This is a genomic window from Bradyrhizobium sp. 195 (assembly GCF_023101665.1).
GTDB lineage: Bacteria > Pseudomonadota > Alphaproteobacteria > Rhizobiales > Xanthobacteraceae > Bradyrhizobium.
This window is the reverse complement of record NZ_CP082161.1, coordinates 4,265,501-4,280,898: the sequence shown is the minus strand read 5'-3', so window position 1 is coordinate 4,280,898 and position 15,398 is coordinate 4,265,501. Positions and strand designations below refer to the sequence as shown.

Below are 15,398 nucleotides of genomic sequence, written 5' to 3'. Positions count from 1 at the left end.
ACGTTTCTCGAAACTGCTTTGGATAAGAGGATTTGCCTATGCCTTCGCTGCGCCTGCTTGCTTCTGCGTTGTTTGCGCTCGCCCTGTTCGGCGCAGCCGCGCCCGCGTCGGCCGACAGTTTCTCCGGTAGCCAGCGCACCGACATCGAGGCCATCATCAAGAACTATCTCGTGAGCCACCCCGAGGTGCTCGAGGAGGCCATGGCCGAGCTGAGCAAGCGTCAGGCCGCGGCCGAGACGCAGAAGCATGAGGCCAGCATCGCGCAAAATGCGGACGCGATCTTCAATTCGCCGCGCCAGGTCGTGCTCGGCAACAAGGACGGCGACGTCACCTTCGTCGAGTTTTTCGACTACAATTGCGGCTACTGCAAGCGCGCGATGGACGACATGCTTACGCTCATGAAGAGCGATCCAAAGCTGAAGGTCGTGCTGAAGGAGTTTCCGGTGCTGAGCCAGGGCTCGGTGGAAGCGGCCCAGGTCGCGGTCGCCGTGCGCATGCAGGATCCCTCCGGCAAGAAATATCTCGACTTCCACCAGAAGCTGCTCACCGGCCGCGGTGCCGCCGACAAGGCACGCGCACTTCAAGCAGCCAAGGAAGCCGGCCTCGACACCGCGAAGATCGAGAAGGACATCGCCAGCCCCGAGGTGCGCGCCACCATCGAGGAGAACTTCAAGCTCGCCGAAGCGATGGGCATGAACGGCACGCCGAGCTACGTCATCGGCAAGCAGATCGTGATCGGCGCCGTCGGCGTCGAAGGCCTGAAGGAAAAGATCGGCATCGCCCGCTGCGGCAAGGCAACTTGCTGAACACGTTTTACGATACTGAAAATACGAAAAGGCCGGCTGAAAAGCCGGCCTTTTTTCTTACACGGAACATTGGCGTCTTCGTGCAAAGTCATTCATCTGGCATTCAACAAACAAATGCCGCGGAACAGGCGAAGTTCCGGAACAACTGAAATCTCCTTTCGTTGTCGGCGCGGGCAATGACGCAAGAACCACGTGAGGAGAATTTCGATGTTGAACCGCTTTATGATCTCGGTTGCCGCAATCGCGCTCGTCGCGGGCACGGGACTGGCAAACGCACAGAACAGCATGGGCCGCGACAGCGGCGGTGGCGCCGGCGGCGCGCAGATGCAGCACTCGCAGCCTTCGGGTGGTGCCGCCGAACGCGGTGGATCGACGGGCCGCGACTCCGTGAGCCACGACAAGGGTACCGTCGGCCAGGCCGGCGGCTCCAGCACGATGAAGTCCGATCGCGCTTCCGAAGACAAGTCAGGCGCGATGAAGGATGAGCGTTCCTCTGGTGGCGCGATGAACAAGAACGCGGCCGAGGACAAGGCTGGTGCGACCAAGGGCCAGCGCACCGACGAACGCGCGCAGGGTCAGATGGACAAGTCCCACCAGGACAAGTCCAAGAGCATGAGCCAGGACACCAGCAAGTCCGGCTCAAAGGACCAGAAGGACATGAAGGCTGAGGGCAGCAAGAGCGGCACCTCGACCAACAACGCCGAGAACCAGAAGGGCACCGGCACGAGCACCAACCAGAACGCTCAGGGCCAGACTGGTACCAGCACCAACCAGAACGCGCAGGGCCAGAGCTCCACGTCGACCACGGTTGGCCAGGCCGGCGCAGGTGCGAAGCTCTCGACCGAGCAGCGGACCCAGATTACGTCCGTGATCCGCGAGGAGCGCGTGGCCCCGGTGACCAACGTGAACTTCTCGATCTCGGTTGGCACCCGCGTGCCGCGTGAGGGCATTACCCTTCACGCCCTGCCGTCCCGAGTCGTGACGATCTATCCGGAGTGGCGGGCGTACAAGTACGTCCTGGTCAAGGAAGAGATCGTGATCATCAATCCGGACACCTACGAGATCGTAGCCGTCCTGAACGTCTAAGGCTGCGATACCGGCAAGCTCTGGGGCGGGCAGCAATGCCCGCCCCTTTGCGGTTGGCCGGCAGCCATGGCTCAGACTGGTTAACAAGCAATTTCCGTAGCTTGCGCACAGGTTTTTGCACCTGGGATGAGGCACCTTAAGTCCCCTTGAAGGTCCTTCAAGGCTTCCCCTAGGACGCTTTGTTACCTATAACCCCGCCACGCCGAAGCACCTCTTTGCGGGATTGGAATGGCCGAACCAGCAATCGACACGATCCTCGTCCTGAACGGGCCGAACCTCAACATGTTGGGGACGCGCGAGCCGGAAAAGTATGGCCACGCCACGCTGGCCGACGTCGAGGCGCTGTGCCGGGAGACGGCGGCGACGTTCGGTCTCAAGGCCGATTGCCGGCAGTCCAACCGCGAGGGCGAGCTGATCGATTTCATCCACGAGGCGCATGCGCGCAAGATGAAGGGCATCATCGTCAATGCCGGCGGCTATTCGCACACCTCGATCGCGTTGCACGACGCGCTGCTCGCGGTGCAGATCCCGACCGTCGAAGTGCATGTGACCAACATCCATGCCCGCGAGAGCTTTCGTCACCACTCCTACACCGCGCGCGCGGCCTTCGCCTCGCTTTGCGGTTTCGGCATCGAGGGCTACCGCCTCGCCATCCAGGGCCTTGCCGCCAAGCTTGCCATCAAGCCCAAAGCCTGAAGCTCCCTCATCAAACAGAACATTCGGATCAAAGAACATGGCGCGCCAGCCAGACGACAAAGCAGCCGCAAAGTTTTCCAGCGAGGATTCCGCGCTCGTCCGCGAGCTCGCATTGCTGCTCGATGAGACCAGTCTCACCGAGATCGAGATCGAACGTGCCGGCCTGCGCCTGCGCGTCGCCCGCAACATCAGCGTTGCTGCGACCATGCCTGTGCCGATGGCAGCTGCTGCCGCCGCCCTGCCGGTAGCCTCCGCCGCGCCTGCCGCCGCCGGGCCCGATTTGTCGAAGCATCCCGGCGCGGTCAGCTCGCCGATGGTCGGCACCGCCTATTGGGCGCCTGAGCCGGGCGCCAAGCCGTTCATCGAGGTCGGCAGCAAGGTCTCGGTCGGACAGACGTTGCTGATCATCGAAGCGATGAAGACCATGAACCAGATCCCCTCGCCGCGCGCCGGCACGGTGACGCAGATCCTGGTCGAGGACGGCCAGCCGGTCGAGTACGGCGAGCCGCTGGTCATCATCGAGTGAGGGAGTGGCGAATAGCGAGTAGCGAATAGTTACTCCTGCCTGTTTCGCCATTCGCTATTGCCCATTCGCCCCCTGAGGCACCATGTTCGACAAGATCCTCATAGCCAATCGCGGCGAGATCGCCCTTCGCATCCTCAGGGCCTGCAAGGAGCTCGGGATCGCGACCGTCGCCGTGCACTCCACCGCCGACGCCGACGCCATGCATGTGCGCCTGTCGGACGAGAGCGTCTGCATCGGGCCGCCGGCATCCAAGGACAGCTATCTCAACGTTCCCGCGCTACTCGCGGCCTGCGAGATCACCGGCGCCGATGCCGTGCATCCCGGTTACGGATTCCTGTCTGAAAATGCCCGCTTCGCGGAAATCCTGTCCGAGCACAATCTCCATTTCATCGGTCCCAAGGCCGAGCACATCCGCCTGATGGGCGACAAGATCGAGGCGAAGAAGACCGCCAAGCGCCTGGGCATCCCCGTGGTGCCGGGCTCCGACGGCGCGGTCGGCCCCGACGACGACGCGATGTCAATCGCGAGACAGATCGGCTTTCCCGTGCTGGTGAAGGCTGCGGCCGGTGGCGGCGGCCGCGGCATGAAGGTCGCGCACAGCGAGGCCGACCTCCAGGTGGCGCTGTCGACGGCGGCCAACGAGGCCAAATCCGCCTTTGGCGATGCCTCCGTCTACCTCGAAAAATACCTCCAGAAGCCGCGCCATATCGAGATCCAGATCCTCGGCGACGGCCGCGGCGGCGCGATCCATCTCGGCGAACGCGACTGCTCGCTGCAACGCCGCCACCAGAAGGTCTGGGAAGAAGGCCCCTCGCCCGTCCTTGCCGCCGCCGCGCGCGCCAAGATTGGCGAAACATGCGCCAAAGCCATGCGCGAGATGAAATATCTCGGCGTCGGAACCATCGAGTTCCTGTTCGAGGACGGCGAGTTCTACTTCATCGAGATGAACACCCGCATCCAGGTCGAGCATCCCGTCACCGAGAGCATTACCGACATCGACCTCGTGCTGGAGCAGATCCGCATCGCCGCCGGCGGCGACCTGCCGGCCCGGCAGGAAGAGGTCCAGGTCATCGGCCATGCGATCGAGTGCCGCATCAACGCCGAGCATCCCCAGACCTTTCGTCCCTCGCCCGGCCGCATCCTGCAATACCATCCGCCCGGCGGGCTGGGCGTCCGGATCGATTCCGCCGTCTACCAGGGCTACACGATCCCGCCCTATTACGATTCCCTGGTCGGCAAGCTGATCGTGCATGGCAAGACCCGCGCCGAATGCCTGATGCGGCTGCGCCGGGCGCTCGACGAGATGGTGGTCGAAGGCATCGAGACCACGCTGCCGCTGTTCCGCGCGCTGGTGCGCGAAGACGACATCATCAACGGCGACTATCACATCCACTGGCTGGAACAGTACCTGGCCGGCAAGGCGGAACCCGCGCCGAGATAATCTGCCTCCCTTGGTGGAACCCTTTGGCCTCAATCGCGTTCTGGACGCTGGGGCCAGTTCCAAGGGGGCGTTTTGAACTCCACTGAATGTAGACCGGTGAACCGTCGTGAGGGCTGATGCCCAACGACGGCGCGCGCTCTGGCAGATCCTGCTATTCTCAGCGGGCCTTTTGGTGCTGACCGTGATCAGCGCCGGCTCCGTCTACCTCGTCAACAAGGCTCGGGAAGACAGCAAATGGGTGATTCATACCATCGAGGTCGAGAACCAGATCAACGCCCTGCTGCTCGAGATCCGGCGCGCAGAAAGCGGCGCCCGTGGCTTCTTGCTGACGCAGGGGGCAAATTTCCGCGACGACCATGAAAAGGCCGTGGCCGCCATCATCCCCGCCCTCGACAAGCTCACGCGCCTGAGCGGCGACAATCCAGGGCAACGCGAGAAGATCGAAAAGCTGAGCGCCGCCCTCGAAACCCGCCTCGGCCAATTCGCGCAGGAGATGACCTTCATCCAGCAGGGCGAACCAGACAAGGCCGTGGCGCTGGTCCGCGAGGCTGCGGCACAGGACACCACGACAAAGATCACCGCCGCAGCGAACGCGATGATCCAGGAGGAGGAGCGCCTGTTCCGCCTCCGAACCGCCAACTCCGACCGCAGCCAGACCCTCGCCGCCTCGATGACGGGCATCGGCTCCGGCCTCGTCGTGGTTCTGGCGCTGATCTCGATCTGGCTGGTGCGGCGCTCGGCAGTCGCCCGCGACGAGGCCGAGAACCGTCTGCGCGAGGCCTACGCCAACCTTGAGTCCGTCGTCGACGAGCGCACCGCGGACCTGCGCGAAGCCAACGACGAGATCCAGCGCTTTGCCTATATCGTCAGCCACGACCTGCGCTCGCCGCTCGTCAACATCATGGGCTTCACCAGCGAGCTCGATGAACTCGGCAACGACATCTTTCGCCGCATCGGCGGCCTCGCCCACGTCCCTGCGGACGGACCTCCATTGGCGCCCGCAGGGCCCGGCGAGATCGCGCTCGAGGGCGCCGACAAGCAACTCTCGGAGGATTTTTCCGAAGCGCTCGGCTTCATCAAGTCGTCGATCGCCAAGATGGACCGGCTGATCTCGGCGATCCTCAACCTCACCCGCGAGGGCCGGCGCGAATTCCAGCCCGTGAAGATCGACACAAGCGAGCTGATCGAGGCCATCGTGTCGACGCTGGCGCATCAGGCGGCTGAAGCGCAGGCCGAGATCCACCTCGAGCCCCTACCAAATGTCGTGAGCGACCGGCTCGCGCTCGAGCAGATCTTCTCCAACCTGATCGACAATGCGATCAAATATCTGAAGCGCGGAGTGCCCGGAGAGATCAGAATTCGCGGGCGGACCAAGCTCGGTTACGCTATCTTCGAGATCAGCGACAATGGTCGCGGCATCGACGCTAGGGATCATCAGCGGATCTTCGACCTGTTCCGCCGCGCGGGAACCCAGGACAAGCCCGGGCAGGGCATCGGACTTGCGCATGTGCGTGCACTTGTGCGTCGCCTCGGCGGCACCATGTCGGTATCATCGGAACTGAATGCGGGCAGCACCTTCACCATCACGCTGCCGATCGCCTGGAACGTAAGCAACCGGAACGCAGATCGATGACCCAGCCTGTCACCATCATCATGATCGAGGACGACGAGGGCCATGCCCGCCTGATCGAGCGCAACATCCGCCGCTCCGGCGTCAACAACGAGATCGTCTCTTTCAAGAACGGCACGGACGCGATGACGCACCTGTTCGGCGCCGACGGCTCCGGGCTCGTGCAGAAGGGCAATGCGCTGCTGATCCTGCTCGACCTCAACCTGCCCGACATGACCGGGATCGACATCCTGAGGCAGATCAAGGAAAACAAATATCTGAAGGCTTCGCCCGTGGTGGTGCTGACCACCACCGACGATTCCCAGGAAATCAAGCGCTGCTACGAGCTCGGCTGCAACGTCTACATCACCAAGCCCGTCAACTACGAGAATTTCGCCAATGCCATCCGGCAGCTCGGCCTGTTCTTCTCGGTCATCCAGGTTCCGCCCGCCGCTCCATGAATCAGCGCACACCAACACTGCTCTACATCGATGACGACGGTGCGCTGGCGCGCCTGGTCGATCGCGGCCTGACGCGGCGCGGCTACAGGGTCGTCCATGCCGCGAGCGGCGAGGAAGGCCTGGAGCGCATCCGCCGCGCGAGCGCCGAAGGCGGCATCGACGTGGTCGCGCTCGACCAGTATATGCCCGGCCTCGACGGGCTGGAGACGCTGGAGCAGATCATGGCGATCCCGGGGGCGCCACCGGTGGTGTTCGTCACGGCCTCGCAGGATTCCAACATCGCGGTCACCGCGCTGAAGGCTGGCGCGGCCGACTATCTCGTCAAGGACATCACGGGCGATTTCATCCCCCTGCTCCACGTCGCAACCGAGGGCGCGCTGCGCCAGGCCGAATTGCAGAAGGCGCGCGAGGAGGCCGAAGCCGAGATCCATGCCTCGCGTGACCGCTACGCAGCCCTTGCTGCCGAACGCGAGCTGCTGCTGCGCGAGGTCAATCACCGCGTCGGCAACTCGCTGCAGATCATCGCTTCGCTTCTGCACCTTCAGGCAAGCTCCGCCGCGCAGGACGAGGTCAAGGCGGCACTGACCAATGCGATGGGCCGCGTCGCCGCGGTCGCGCAGGTGCACCGGCGTCTCTACACCTCGCAGGATCTGAAGAGCGTGGTCCTGAACCAATATCTGGACTCGCTGCTCGAGGATCTGCGCCGCTCGGCCGAAGGCAACCGGATGTCGCGCCTGACGCTGAAGGCCGAGCCGATCGAAATCGATCCCGACCGCGCGGTCGCCGTCGGCATCATTGTCAACGAGCTGGTGATGAACGCGGTGAAATATGCCTATCCCGACGGCGCCGGCCCGATCCATGTCGAGCTGAACTCGAAAGGCGACGATCTCCTGCTGTCGATCACCGACGACGGCGTAGGCGACAACGTCAAGGCCGATCCGCGCTCCACCGGCATGGGCCAGCGCATCGTCGCGGCCATGGCCTCCAAGCTCGACGCCTCGGTCGAGCGCGATCCCGCGCATTCCGGAACCCGGATCATTCTGAAGTTCGGTCGCGCGCCCGCAAGCCCCCGCAAGACCAGCACCGCCGCCGCGAGTTGAGCTCGCGCCCTGCTGCGCACCCCATCGCAACCGCATCGCGATCCTGCTATGATTGCGAACCATGACTTCGCGCGACTCCGCTCCGTCTGAAATCACACCGGCCGTGCTGCTGCGCGCCTATGCCTGCGGCATCTTCCCGATGGCGGAAAGCGCTGACGATCCGACCCTGTTCTGGGTCGAGCCGGAGTTGCGCGGCGTCATCCCCCTCGATGGATTTCGCGTCGCCTCGCGGCTCGCGCGCACCGTGCGTTCGGATGTATTTCGCGTGACCGTCAACACCGCGTTCAAGGCGACCATCGCCGGCTGTGCCGCGCCGCAGGCCGGACGCGAGGACACCTGGATCAACAAGCGCATCCGTGACCTCTATGGCGGCCTGTACGAACTCGGGCATTGCCACAGCGTCGAGGCCTGGCAGGGCGAGGATCTCGTCGGCGGCCTGTACGGCGTAAGCCTGGGACGAGCCTTCTTCGGCGAGAGCATGTTCCACACCGCGCGCGATGCCTCGAAGGTCGCGCTGGTGCACCTCGTCGCGCGGCTCATCCATGGCGGCTTCGAGCTGCTCGATACCCAATATGTCACGGAACACCTGAAGAGCTTCGGCGCGGCCGAGATCTCGAGGCGGCGCTACACCGCACTGCTCGACAAGGCGCTCGCCGGCGAGCCCGGCGATTTCCTCAGGGTCTCGCCCGGTGAGGCAATCCCGGGCGCACGCGCGCTCGAGATCGTCGCCTCGCGGCAATAATGGACAGCTGGGTTAGCGGCCGAACGAGGGGGATTTGGCCTAGCGGCCAAACCCGGGGATGCCGAACAGACCTGGCCGCTGCTCCGGCGGCGGGGGCGGCGGCGGTGCCGGTTGCTGCTGCTGGATCGGCGGCAAGGGCTGCGGCGGACGCTGCTGGACCTGCTTCGGCGCGGCCTTCCTCTGCGCGGGCGGCGGTGGCGCAGGCTTGGTCGCGGGGTCTGGCGCGGCGGTCGCAATGGTCTGCTGCGGCTCTTTGCAGTCGGTGAGCCAGATGTCGTAGATCGGATGCTCGACGCCGTGCAGGCCGGGGCTTGCCGCGTACATCCAGCCCGAAAAGATGCGCTTCACCTCGCCCTGCAAGGTAATCTCGTCGACCTCGACAAAGGCGTCGGTGTTGGTGGCCTCCGTCGCCGGCCGCGTGTAGCAGGCGTCGGTCTTGACGCGCAGCGCGCCGAACTGGACCGTCTCGCCGATCTCCTCGTCGAAATTGATGATGCGCCCGGTGATCTTGTCGAGACCGGAGAAGGTCGCCTTCTTGTTCACGATCTTCTGGGCCGGCGGTTCGGTGACGACCTCGTCGCCCGGCTGCAGGCTCGCCGGGGTCTGCGGCACGGCGCCCGGAGCGCCCTTCTGCTGCGGCTGGCGCTGACCCGGGGCTCCCGGCGGACCGGGCGGCGCAATCGCCGCGGAGGGCGGCTGGTTCGGCGGCGCGACGGCGGAGCCCGGTGGCGGCGCCAGCGGCTGGGTCTCGACCGGCCCGGGCATCACATTCCCCTGCCGGCCCGGCGGCGGCGGCATCGGGCGCGACGGCAGCACACGGCCCTGCGGCGGCAGCTCCGGCACCTCTTCGTCGTCGTCGGGGATCTGCTGCGGTTGCGGCTGGCCACGCGGAATGTTGCCGGGCGGCCGCAGCGGCGGCGGATCGGAAAAGATCGTGCCGATCTGCGCCTGAGCCGGCGTCGCAACCGTCAGTGCGGTGGCGGCCAAAAGCGCCGCAAGACCTGTCAGGGTAATGGTTCGAAACATCTCGCGCGGCTTCAACAGCGAATCGGGCTTGTTGGACATTCTACAGGGGATACCGCCGCTCGCAGGCCCTCCGGTTAACACGGCGAATACGGCGGGGGAAGGGCGGCAACCCTGCCCTTCCCGGCCCCGTCTGGCCAGACCGGCTCGCGAATGGGATAGTCGATCACCCCTCCCCAGGGGGTGCGAGGCGGGCAGCGCCTTCCGAAAACGACATCCAACCCTGACCGGAACCCCCGAGACCGCCCGCCATGCCCGTTGTGCTCGATCCCGATGCCGCCGCCGTCTACAGGGCCTTCCAGAACGCCGGCCGCCCCGCCTACGAGACCCTGACCGCAGCGGAGGCGCGCGCCTATTATGCGCAGGCGCGCTTTGCCACCAACCCCGAGCCGCCGGCGCTCGCCCGCGTCGCAGAGCTTGCGATTCCGGCGCCGCACGGCGCCATCCCCGCCCGCCTCTACGTTCCCCAGGAGCCGCGCCGATATGATGGCCTGTCGCCGGCACTGGTGTTCTTCCATGGCGGCGGCTGGGTGATCGGCGATCTCGACTCGCACGACGTCGTCTGCCGTCAGCTCGCAGTCGAAGGCGCGCTGATCGTGATCTCGGTCGATTACCGCCTCGCACCCGAGCACAAATTTCCCGCCGCCATTGAGGACGCCATCGCCGCGACCACATGGGTCGCAGCCAACGCGCGCGAGCTCGGCATCGACGCCTCGCGCCTGTCGATCGGCGGCGACAGCGCCGGCGGCAATCTCGCCGCGGTCGTGGCGCTGGCCGCGCGCGACGGCAATGGCCCTGCGCTTGCGGGCCAGGTGCTGATCTATCCAGCCACCGATTTCGCCATGACCCATGGCTCCCACAGCGAGCCCGAGACCAGCGTGTTGCTGACGCATTCGGTGATCCGCTGGTTCCGCGACCACTACCTCAATGGCGCCGCCGACATCCATGACTGGCGCGCTTCGCCGGCGCGTGCGCAAAACCTTGCCGGACTGCCGCCTGCCTATGTGTTGACCGCCGGCGCCGATCCCCTGCGCGACGAAGGCGACGAATATGCCGAGCGGCTCAGCCAAGCCGGCGTGCCCGTGACCACCAAGCACTATCCCGGCCAGTTCCACGGCTTCTTCACGATGGGAAAATTGTTGCGAGAGGCCAATGTCGCCGTGCGCGAGATCGGCGCGTGGCTGAAGGGATTGGGCTGAAGCGCCTTTCCGCATGGCTTCTCCGCTCCAATCCATCGTCGCCCTCCCGCTGCGCGCACTGAGCTGGCTCGGCAGCCAAGGCACACGCGGAGTAGCCGCTGTCGTGTTCATCGCGGCCGCGGTGCCACCGCTCGGCGCATTGCTGCGTCCCTATCTCACCGAGGCAATCCTCTGCCTGCTCTGCATCTCGTTCATGCGGGTCGATCTGGCCGCCCTCTACGGCCATCTGCGCCGACCGGCGCTGGTTGCAACTGCCACGGCCTGGACCACGATCGGCGTGCCGCTGATCGTCGGTCTGATCGCACACGCAACCGGGCTCACGGCTCGCGCGCCCGGGCTTTCGCTCGCACTGATGCTGCAGAGCATGGCCTCACCGATGATGGCCTCCCCGGCCCTCGCCGCGCTGATGGGTCTCGATGCCACGCTCGTGCTGATCACGCTGGTGACCTCGACCGCGCTGGTGCCCTTCACGGCATCGATGTTCGCGGGCATCTTCCTCGGCGACATGCTGAGCATCACACCGCTGACGCTGGGCCTGAAACTGCTTGGCATCCTTGCAGCATCGCTGCTGGCTGCCACAGTCATCCGATGGATGTTCGGCGCCGAGGGGATCCAGCGTCACAAGACGCCGATCGACGGTCTCAACATCGTCATCCTCTTCATCTTCGCGGCCGCGATCATGGGCGACGTCGTGAGCGACCTCCTTGCACAGCCGATATTCACCATCGCCCTCGCAGCTCTGTCCTTCGCGATCTACTTCACGCTGCTCGCGATCACCACATTGCTGTTCCGCCGCATCGGCACCGAGCGTGCGCTGGCGCTCGGGCTGATGGTGTCACAGCGCAATCTCGGCCTGATGCTGGCGGCAACGGCCGGCGCATTGCCGCCCACCACCTGGCTGTATTTCGCGATGACGCAATTTCCAATTCATCTTGCGCCCTACTTGCTGATGCCGATCGCGCGGCACTTGACGCTGCGCGGAGGTGTCGAGCGGGGCGACGGCAATAGCACTAGCTAGGCGTGCATGAAGCCCAAGTCCTGCCGCCGTTGATCTACATCAAGGTCAAACCTCAACTGGCACTCAGGTTGGCTCAGCCGAGGCTTGGGCGATACCAGTCACGTTCGCAAGTGCAATGAGGAGGATCACCATGCATCAGCGAAAGGGTCTTTCGATCAGATCAGCGACAGTTCCCGGGATTGCAGCCAGCATTCTGTTGGGGCTTGCCGGAGCCACTCTCGCTCCGGCACCCGCCGAGGCGGTTATCTACTGCACTTATGTTGGCTATCCGACAGGTTGCGTCGCAAGGGCCGGCGTCGTACTTAGGCCTCGTCCGGTGGCGCGTGCTGCTGTCCGTCACAACGCCGGAGGCAATTTAAATGGGGGCGTCAATCGCGTTGGAGTGCGGCGGTAAAGGACTTGATTTACGGCCTACGAGCCTCGGCGCGGAGGCCACTTTCGTGACCTAAGTCGCTCCGGCGGATGTCGCCTCCTGGGCTCAAGCCGGACATTGGCTTGTGCTTCATCCGCATCCGCTCTTGCGCGGACCTCGCGATGCGGCGCCCTACCCCGCCCGGGCCGCGCGCCGCAGCGCCTGCGGTGGCTGGCCGAAGGCGCGGATGAAGGCGCGCCGCATGCGCTCGGGATCACGGAAGCCCGTGGCTTCCGCGACCAGCTCGATCCCCTCGCGCGAGGACTGCACGCGCTCGCGAGCGACTTCGAGCCGGAGCCGCTCGATCGCCTTGGAGGGCGTCGTGCCGGTCTCGGCGGCGAAGGCGCGGGCAAAATGCCGCGCGCTCATGCCGGCGCGATCGGCGAGGTCCTCCACCGTCAGCGGCGCGTCGAGATTTTCGCGTGCCCAAGACAACAGCGCGCCGAAGCGGCCGTTCGGCGTCTTAAACTCCAGCAGCGAGGAAAACTGCGACTGGCCGCCGCTGCGGCGATGATACAGCACGAGGTGGCGCGCGGCCTGTTGCGCGATCTCCTCGCCCTGATCCTCGTTGACCATCGCCAGCGCCAGATCGATGCCCGCGGTGATGCCGGCCGAGGTCCAGACATTGCCGTCGCGGGTGAAAATCTGGTCCGGTTCGAACTTCACCTTCGGATAGCGCGCGACGAAATCGCGCGTCCGCCCCCAATGCGTGGTGGCGCGGCGGCCGTCGAGCAGACCCGCCTCGGCGAGCACATAGGCGCCCGAGCAGACGCTCGCGACGCGTACGCCGCGCCGCGCCAGCCGCTGCACGAAGGCGCGCGTGACTTCGCAGCGCGCGGCATCCGCAACGCCCGCGCCGCCCGCGACCACGAGCGTCGTGATCGCATTCGCCGACTTGAAATCACGCGCCATCATCTCGACGCCCGATGAGCTGCGCACCGGCCCGGCATTCAGCGCCAGCACGCGGAGCGCAAGCGGCTTGCCGGCGCAGCGTGCCGCGACCTCGAACACCGAGATCGGGCCGGCCGCGTCGAGCAGCTGGAAATCCGGGAAGATCAGGATGCCGATCATAGGCCATGTCCGAAATAGAGGGAATTATGCCATTTCAGACACAAAGGCATCATGCAAATCTTCGCGCGTCAAGCTCATCTTTGGAGGACCTGCCGATGTCGTCACCGCTCCAGATCGGAATCCTGGTGTTTCCGCGCGTCACCCAGCTCGACTTCACGGGTCCCTTGCAGGTGTTTTCCATGGTGCCCGGCGCAAAGCTGCACTTGATCTGGAAGCGGATCGAGCCCGTGCCGAGCGATTCCGTGCTCATGCTGACGCCGACCACGACGTTCGTGGATTGCCCGCAGCTCGACGTGATCTGCGTGCCCGGCGGCGGCGGCACCAACGACCTGCTTAACGATGAGGAGGTGCTCGCCTTTCTGCGCAAGCAGGCCGAGGGCGCAAAATACGTGACCTCCGTCTGCACGGGATCGCTGGCGCTCGGCGCCGCCGGCCTGCTCAAGGGCTACCGCGCCGCGACCCATTGGAGCGCGATGGAGATGCTCGGCCAGTTCGGCGCCACGCCGACCAGGACGCGCGTCTGCGTCGACCGCAACCGCATCACCGGCGGCGGTGTCACCGCGGGAATCGATTTCGCGCTGACGCTGGTGTCGATCATGATCGATCGCACCATGGCGGAAGCAATCCAGCTCCAGATGGAATACAATCCCGCCCCGCCGTTCAATTCGGGCTCGCCCGACACTGCGCCGGCGGAAGTGCTGGCTCTGCTCAGGGAGCGCGGTGCGCAGAACCAGGCGCGGCGGCTTGAAGCGGTCAAGCGTGCGGCCGAGCGGGTAATGTAGCGCGCGCCGAATGATCTCGTGTCCCGGACGCGGTGCGGCGCGCAGTGACGCTCCGCAGAGCCGGAACCCAGGAAGCTACACGGTCCCTGCAAGTTGGGGCCCCGGCTCTGCAGGCACCGTCGAAGAGACGCTGCGCTGCGTCCGGGGCACGAACCGAGTCTGGTCGCACAACTGCATCAGCATCGTCATTTCGAGCGCAGCGAAGCAATCCAGAGTCTTTCCGCGGCAAAAGGTCTGGATTGCTTCGCTGCGCTCGCAATGACGGAGTATGAGGCAGCGGCATGCGTTTCTCTCGTGTCCCGGACGCGCTGCAGCGTGCAACGCTGCTGCGCAGAGCCGGGACCCAGAAAGCCACACGGTCCGTTGCGGCATGGGCCCCGGCTCTGCAGCGCACCGTCGAACAGACGCTGCGCTGCGTCCGGGGCACGAGACCTTCGTGCTGATCCCTCAAAGAAAAAGGCCGCTCGGTTTCCCAAGCGGCCTTTCCTGTCTTACGACGGCTGCACATTTCATCGGGCGATTTCGGAGCTTCCAGATCGGGGGCCTATCTCCCGATCGAGTCCTGGTCGGCGGCCGCTGCATTTCGGGACAGTCGCGAACTGTTGCCCGAACCGAACGCGATGGTCTCCCATCTCCGTAAGATGGGATTATTGAGCCGCATCGCCCGCGTTGGCGCAACGACCGTGCAACCGCCGTCCCCGCTGTTCCCATTGTCCACAGCAAGGTGCGGCGGATGCGCATGCATCCAATTTGACGATGAAGATCGCGGAGGCCGAAAGACTAGCCAGGCGTCCAGGGCTGATAGTCGCCGGTCGCCTTCGGCCGCTTGCCGCTGGCAAGGGTCGAGCCGGATGGACGATAGGCCTTTGCCGTGCCGGTGAGATTGGGCAGGTGCGGCTTTTCCCACTCGCGTGGCTGGTAGTTGGCCTCGGTCGGCGGCACATCGACGACATGATGGATCCAACCGTGCCAGGACGGCGGGATCCGGCTCGCTTCGGCATAGCCGTTGTAGACCACCCAGCGCCGCTCGAAGCCGAGGGTCGGATCGACCGCCCCGCCGCGGGTGCGATAGTAGAGATTGCCCTGCTCATCCTGGCCGACCAGCTCCCCGTACCGCTTGGTCCAGAGTTGGGTGCCAAAAGTCTGGCCATTCCACCAGGTGAAGAACTTGAGGAAGAATTGTTTCATGCGGCAAGGGCCCTGCTTCGTCGGGCCCTGATGCCATCCGGGCGGCGAAATGTCCAGTTCGGCGGGGGCCGCGGTACTCGTCCCCAAATGCGCGGCCGCAACACAAAGGCTGCCGCAAATCGGACGCGATCCGTTCATGCCGGGTACAGGGATCGCGAGCGAGGCTTCTGGTCACACGCAAACCGGCGTGATCCCAGGAACCCCAGCCCTTTCATAGGGTTTGCTTCCGGGAAAGGAG

The 15,398-nt window shown here is 65.1% G+C and carries 16 protein-coding genes; 13 read left to right on the top strand and 3 right to left on the bottom strand.

Going from position 1 to position 15,398, the window contains the following annotated elements:
- Positions 1-38 precede the first annotated feature (38 nt).
- From IVB26_RS19750 to aat, 9 genes are all read left to right on the top strand, one after another.
- Positions 39-806, top strand: a complete 768-nt coding sequence (locus IVB26_RS19750; protein ID WP_247967022.1) for a DsbA family protein — start codon at positions 39-41, stop codon at positions 804-806.
- 207 nt (positions 807-1,013) lie between these two features.
- Positions 1,014-1,892: a DUF1236 domain-containing protein gene (locus IVB26_RS19745; RefSeq protein WP_247967021.1), complete on the top strand. Its 879-nt coding sequence runs from the start codon at positions 1,014-1,016 to the stop codon at positions 1,890-1,892.
- 228 nt (positions 1,893-2,120) lie between these two features.
- Entirely contained in the window at positions 2,121-2,588 is a 468-nt protein-coding gene (aroQ, locus tag IVB26_RS19740; protein WP_247967020.1) for a type II 3-dehydroquinate dehydratase, read from the top strand.
- Between the two features lie 37 nt (positions 2,589-2,625).
- Positions 2,626-3,114 carry an acetyl-CoA carboxylase biotin carboxyl carrier protein gene (accB, locus tag IVB26_RS19735; RefSeq protein ID WP_247967019.1) on the top strand — a complete coding sequence of 163 codons (489 nt, stop codon included), beginning with the start codon at positions 2,626-2,628 and terminating at the stop codon, positions 3,112-3,114.
- An 82-nt stretch (positions 3,115-3,196) separates the two neighbouring features.
- The gene (accC, locus tag IVB26_RS19730; RefSeq protein ID WP_247967018.1) at positions 3,197-4,555 is read left to right on the top strand and encodes an acetyl-CoA carboxylase biotin carboxylase subunit; all 1,359 of its coding nucleotides are present in this window, start codon (positions 3,197-3,199) and stop codon (positions 4,553-4,555) included.
- A gap of 106 nt (positions 4,556-4,661) precedes the next feature.
- Positions 4,662-6,188, top strand: coding sequence for a sensor histidine kinase (locus tag IVB26_RS19725; protein ID WP_247967017.1), 1,527 nt, complete (start codon positions 4,662-4,664; stop codon positions 6,186-6,188).
- Complete coding sequence (locus tag IVB26_RS19720; RefSeq protein WP_246929263.1) at positions 6,185-6,625, top strand: response regulator; 441 nt, start codon at positions 6,185-6,187, stop codon at positions 6,623-6,625. Before IVB26_RS19725 ends, IVB26_RS19720 begins: the two co-directional genes overlap by 4 nt.
- Complete coding sequence (locus tag IVB26_RS19715) at positions 6,622-7,725, top strand: sensor histidine kinase (protein WP_247967016.1); 1,104 nt, start codon at positions 6,622-6,624, stop codon at positions 7,723-7,725. The genes IVB26_RS19720 and IVB26_RS19715 overlap by 4 nt, the downstream gene beginning before the upstream one ends.
- A gap of 61 nt (positions 7,726-7,786) precedes the next feature.
- Positions 7,787-8,467: a leucyl/phenylalanyl-tRNA--protein transferase gene (gene aat, locus IVB26_RS19710; protein WP_247967015.1), complete on the top strand. Its 681-nt coding sequence runs from the start codon at positions 7,787-7,789 to the stop codon at positions 8,465-8,467.
- Positions 8,468-8,506: 39 nt separating this feature from the next.
- On the opposite strand, the gene IVB26_RS19705 is transcribed toward aat, so the two are convergent.
- On the bottom strand, positions 8,507-9,532 hold the full coding sequence (locus tag IVB26_RS19705; RefSeq protein ID WP_247967014.1) for a DUF2155 domain-containing protein: 1,026 nt from the start codon (positions 9,530-9,532) through the stop codon (positions 8,507-8,509).
- Positions 9,533-9,741: 209 nt separating this feature from the next.
- On the opposite strand from IVB26_RS19705, the gene IVB26_RS19700 reads away from it, so the two are divergent.
- The 3 genes from IVB26_RS19700 to IVB26_RS19690 all read left to right on the top strand — a co-directional run bounded on the left by IVB26_RS19700 (position 9,742) and on the right by IVB26_RS19690 (position 12,101).
- Positions 9,742-10,689: an alpha/beta hydrolase gene (locus IVB26_RS19700; RefSeq protein WP_247967013.1), complete on the top strand. Its 948-nt coding sequence runs from the start codon at positions 9,742-9,744 to the stop codon at positions 10,687-10,689.
- Between the two features lie 13 nt (positions 10,690-10,702).
- Positions 10,703-11,707 carry a Na+-dependent transporter gene (locus tag IVB26_RS19695; RefSeq protein WP_247967012.1) on the top strand — a complete coding sequence of 335 codons (1,005 nt, stop codon included), beginning with the start codon at positions 10,703-10,705 and terminating at the stop codon, positions 11,705-11,707.
- Between the two features lie 130 nt (positions 11,708-11,837).
- A complete protein-coding gene (locus IVB26_RS19690; RefSeq protein WP_247967011.1) occupies positions 11,838-12,101 on the top strand; it encodes a hypothetical protein in 264 nt (87 codons plus the stop codon).
- Positions 12,102-12,251: 150 nt separating this feature from the next.
- On the opposite strand, the gene IVB26_RS19685 is transcribed toward IVB26_RS19690, so the two are convergent.
- Entirely contained in the window at positions 12,252-13,190 is a 939-nt protein-coding gene (locus IVB26_RS19685; protein WP_247967010.1) for a GlxA family transcriptional regulator, read from the bottom strand.
- A 95-nt stretch (positions 13,191-13,285) separates the two neighbouring features.
- Between IVB26_RS19685 and IVB26_RS19680 the strand changes: the two genes are divergently transcribed.
- A complete protein-coding gene (locus IVB26_RS19680) occupies positions 13,286-13,972 on the top strand; it encodes a DJ-1/PfpI family protein (protein WP_247967009.1) in 687 nt (228 codons plus the stop codon).
- Between the two features lie 780 nt (positions 13,973-14,752).
- Here IVB26_RS19680 and IVB26_RS19675 read toward each other — a convergent pair.
- Positions 14,753-15,160: an NADH:ubiquinone oxidoreductase subunit NDUFA12 gene (locus IVB26_RS19675; protein ID WP_246932161.1), complete on the bottom strand. Its 408-nt coding sequence runs from the start codon at positions 15,158-15,160 to the stop codon at positions 14,753-14,755.
- Positions 15,161-15,398: the final 238 nt, after the last annotated feature.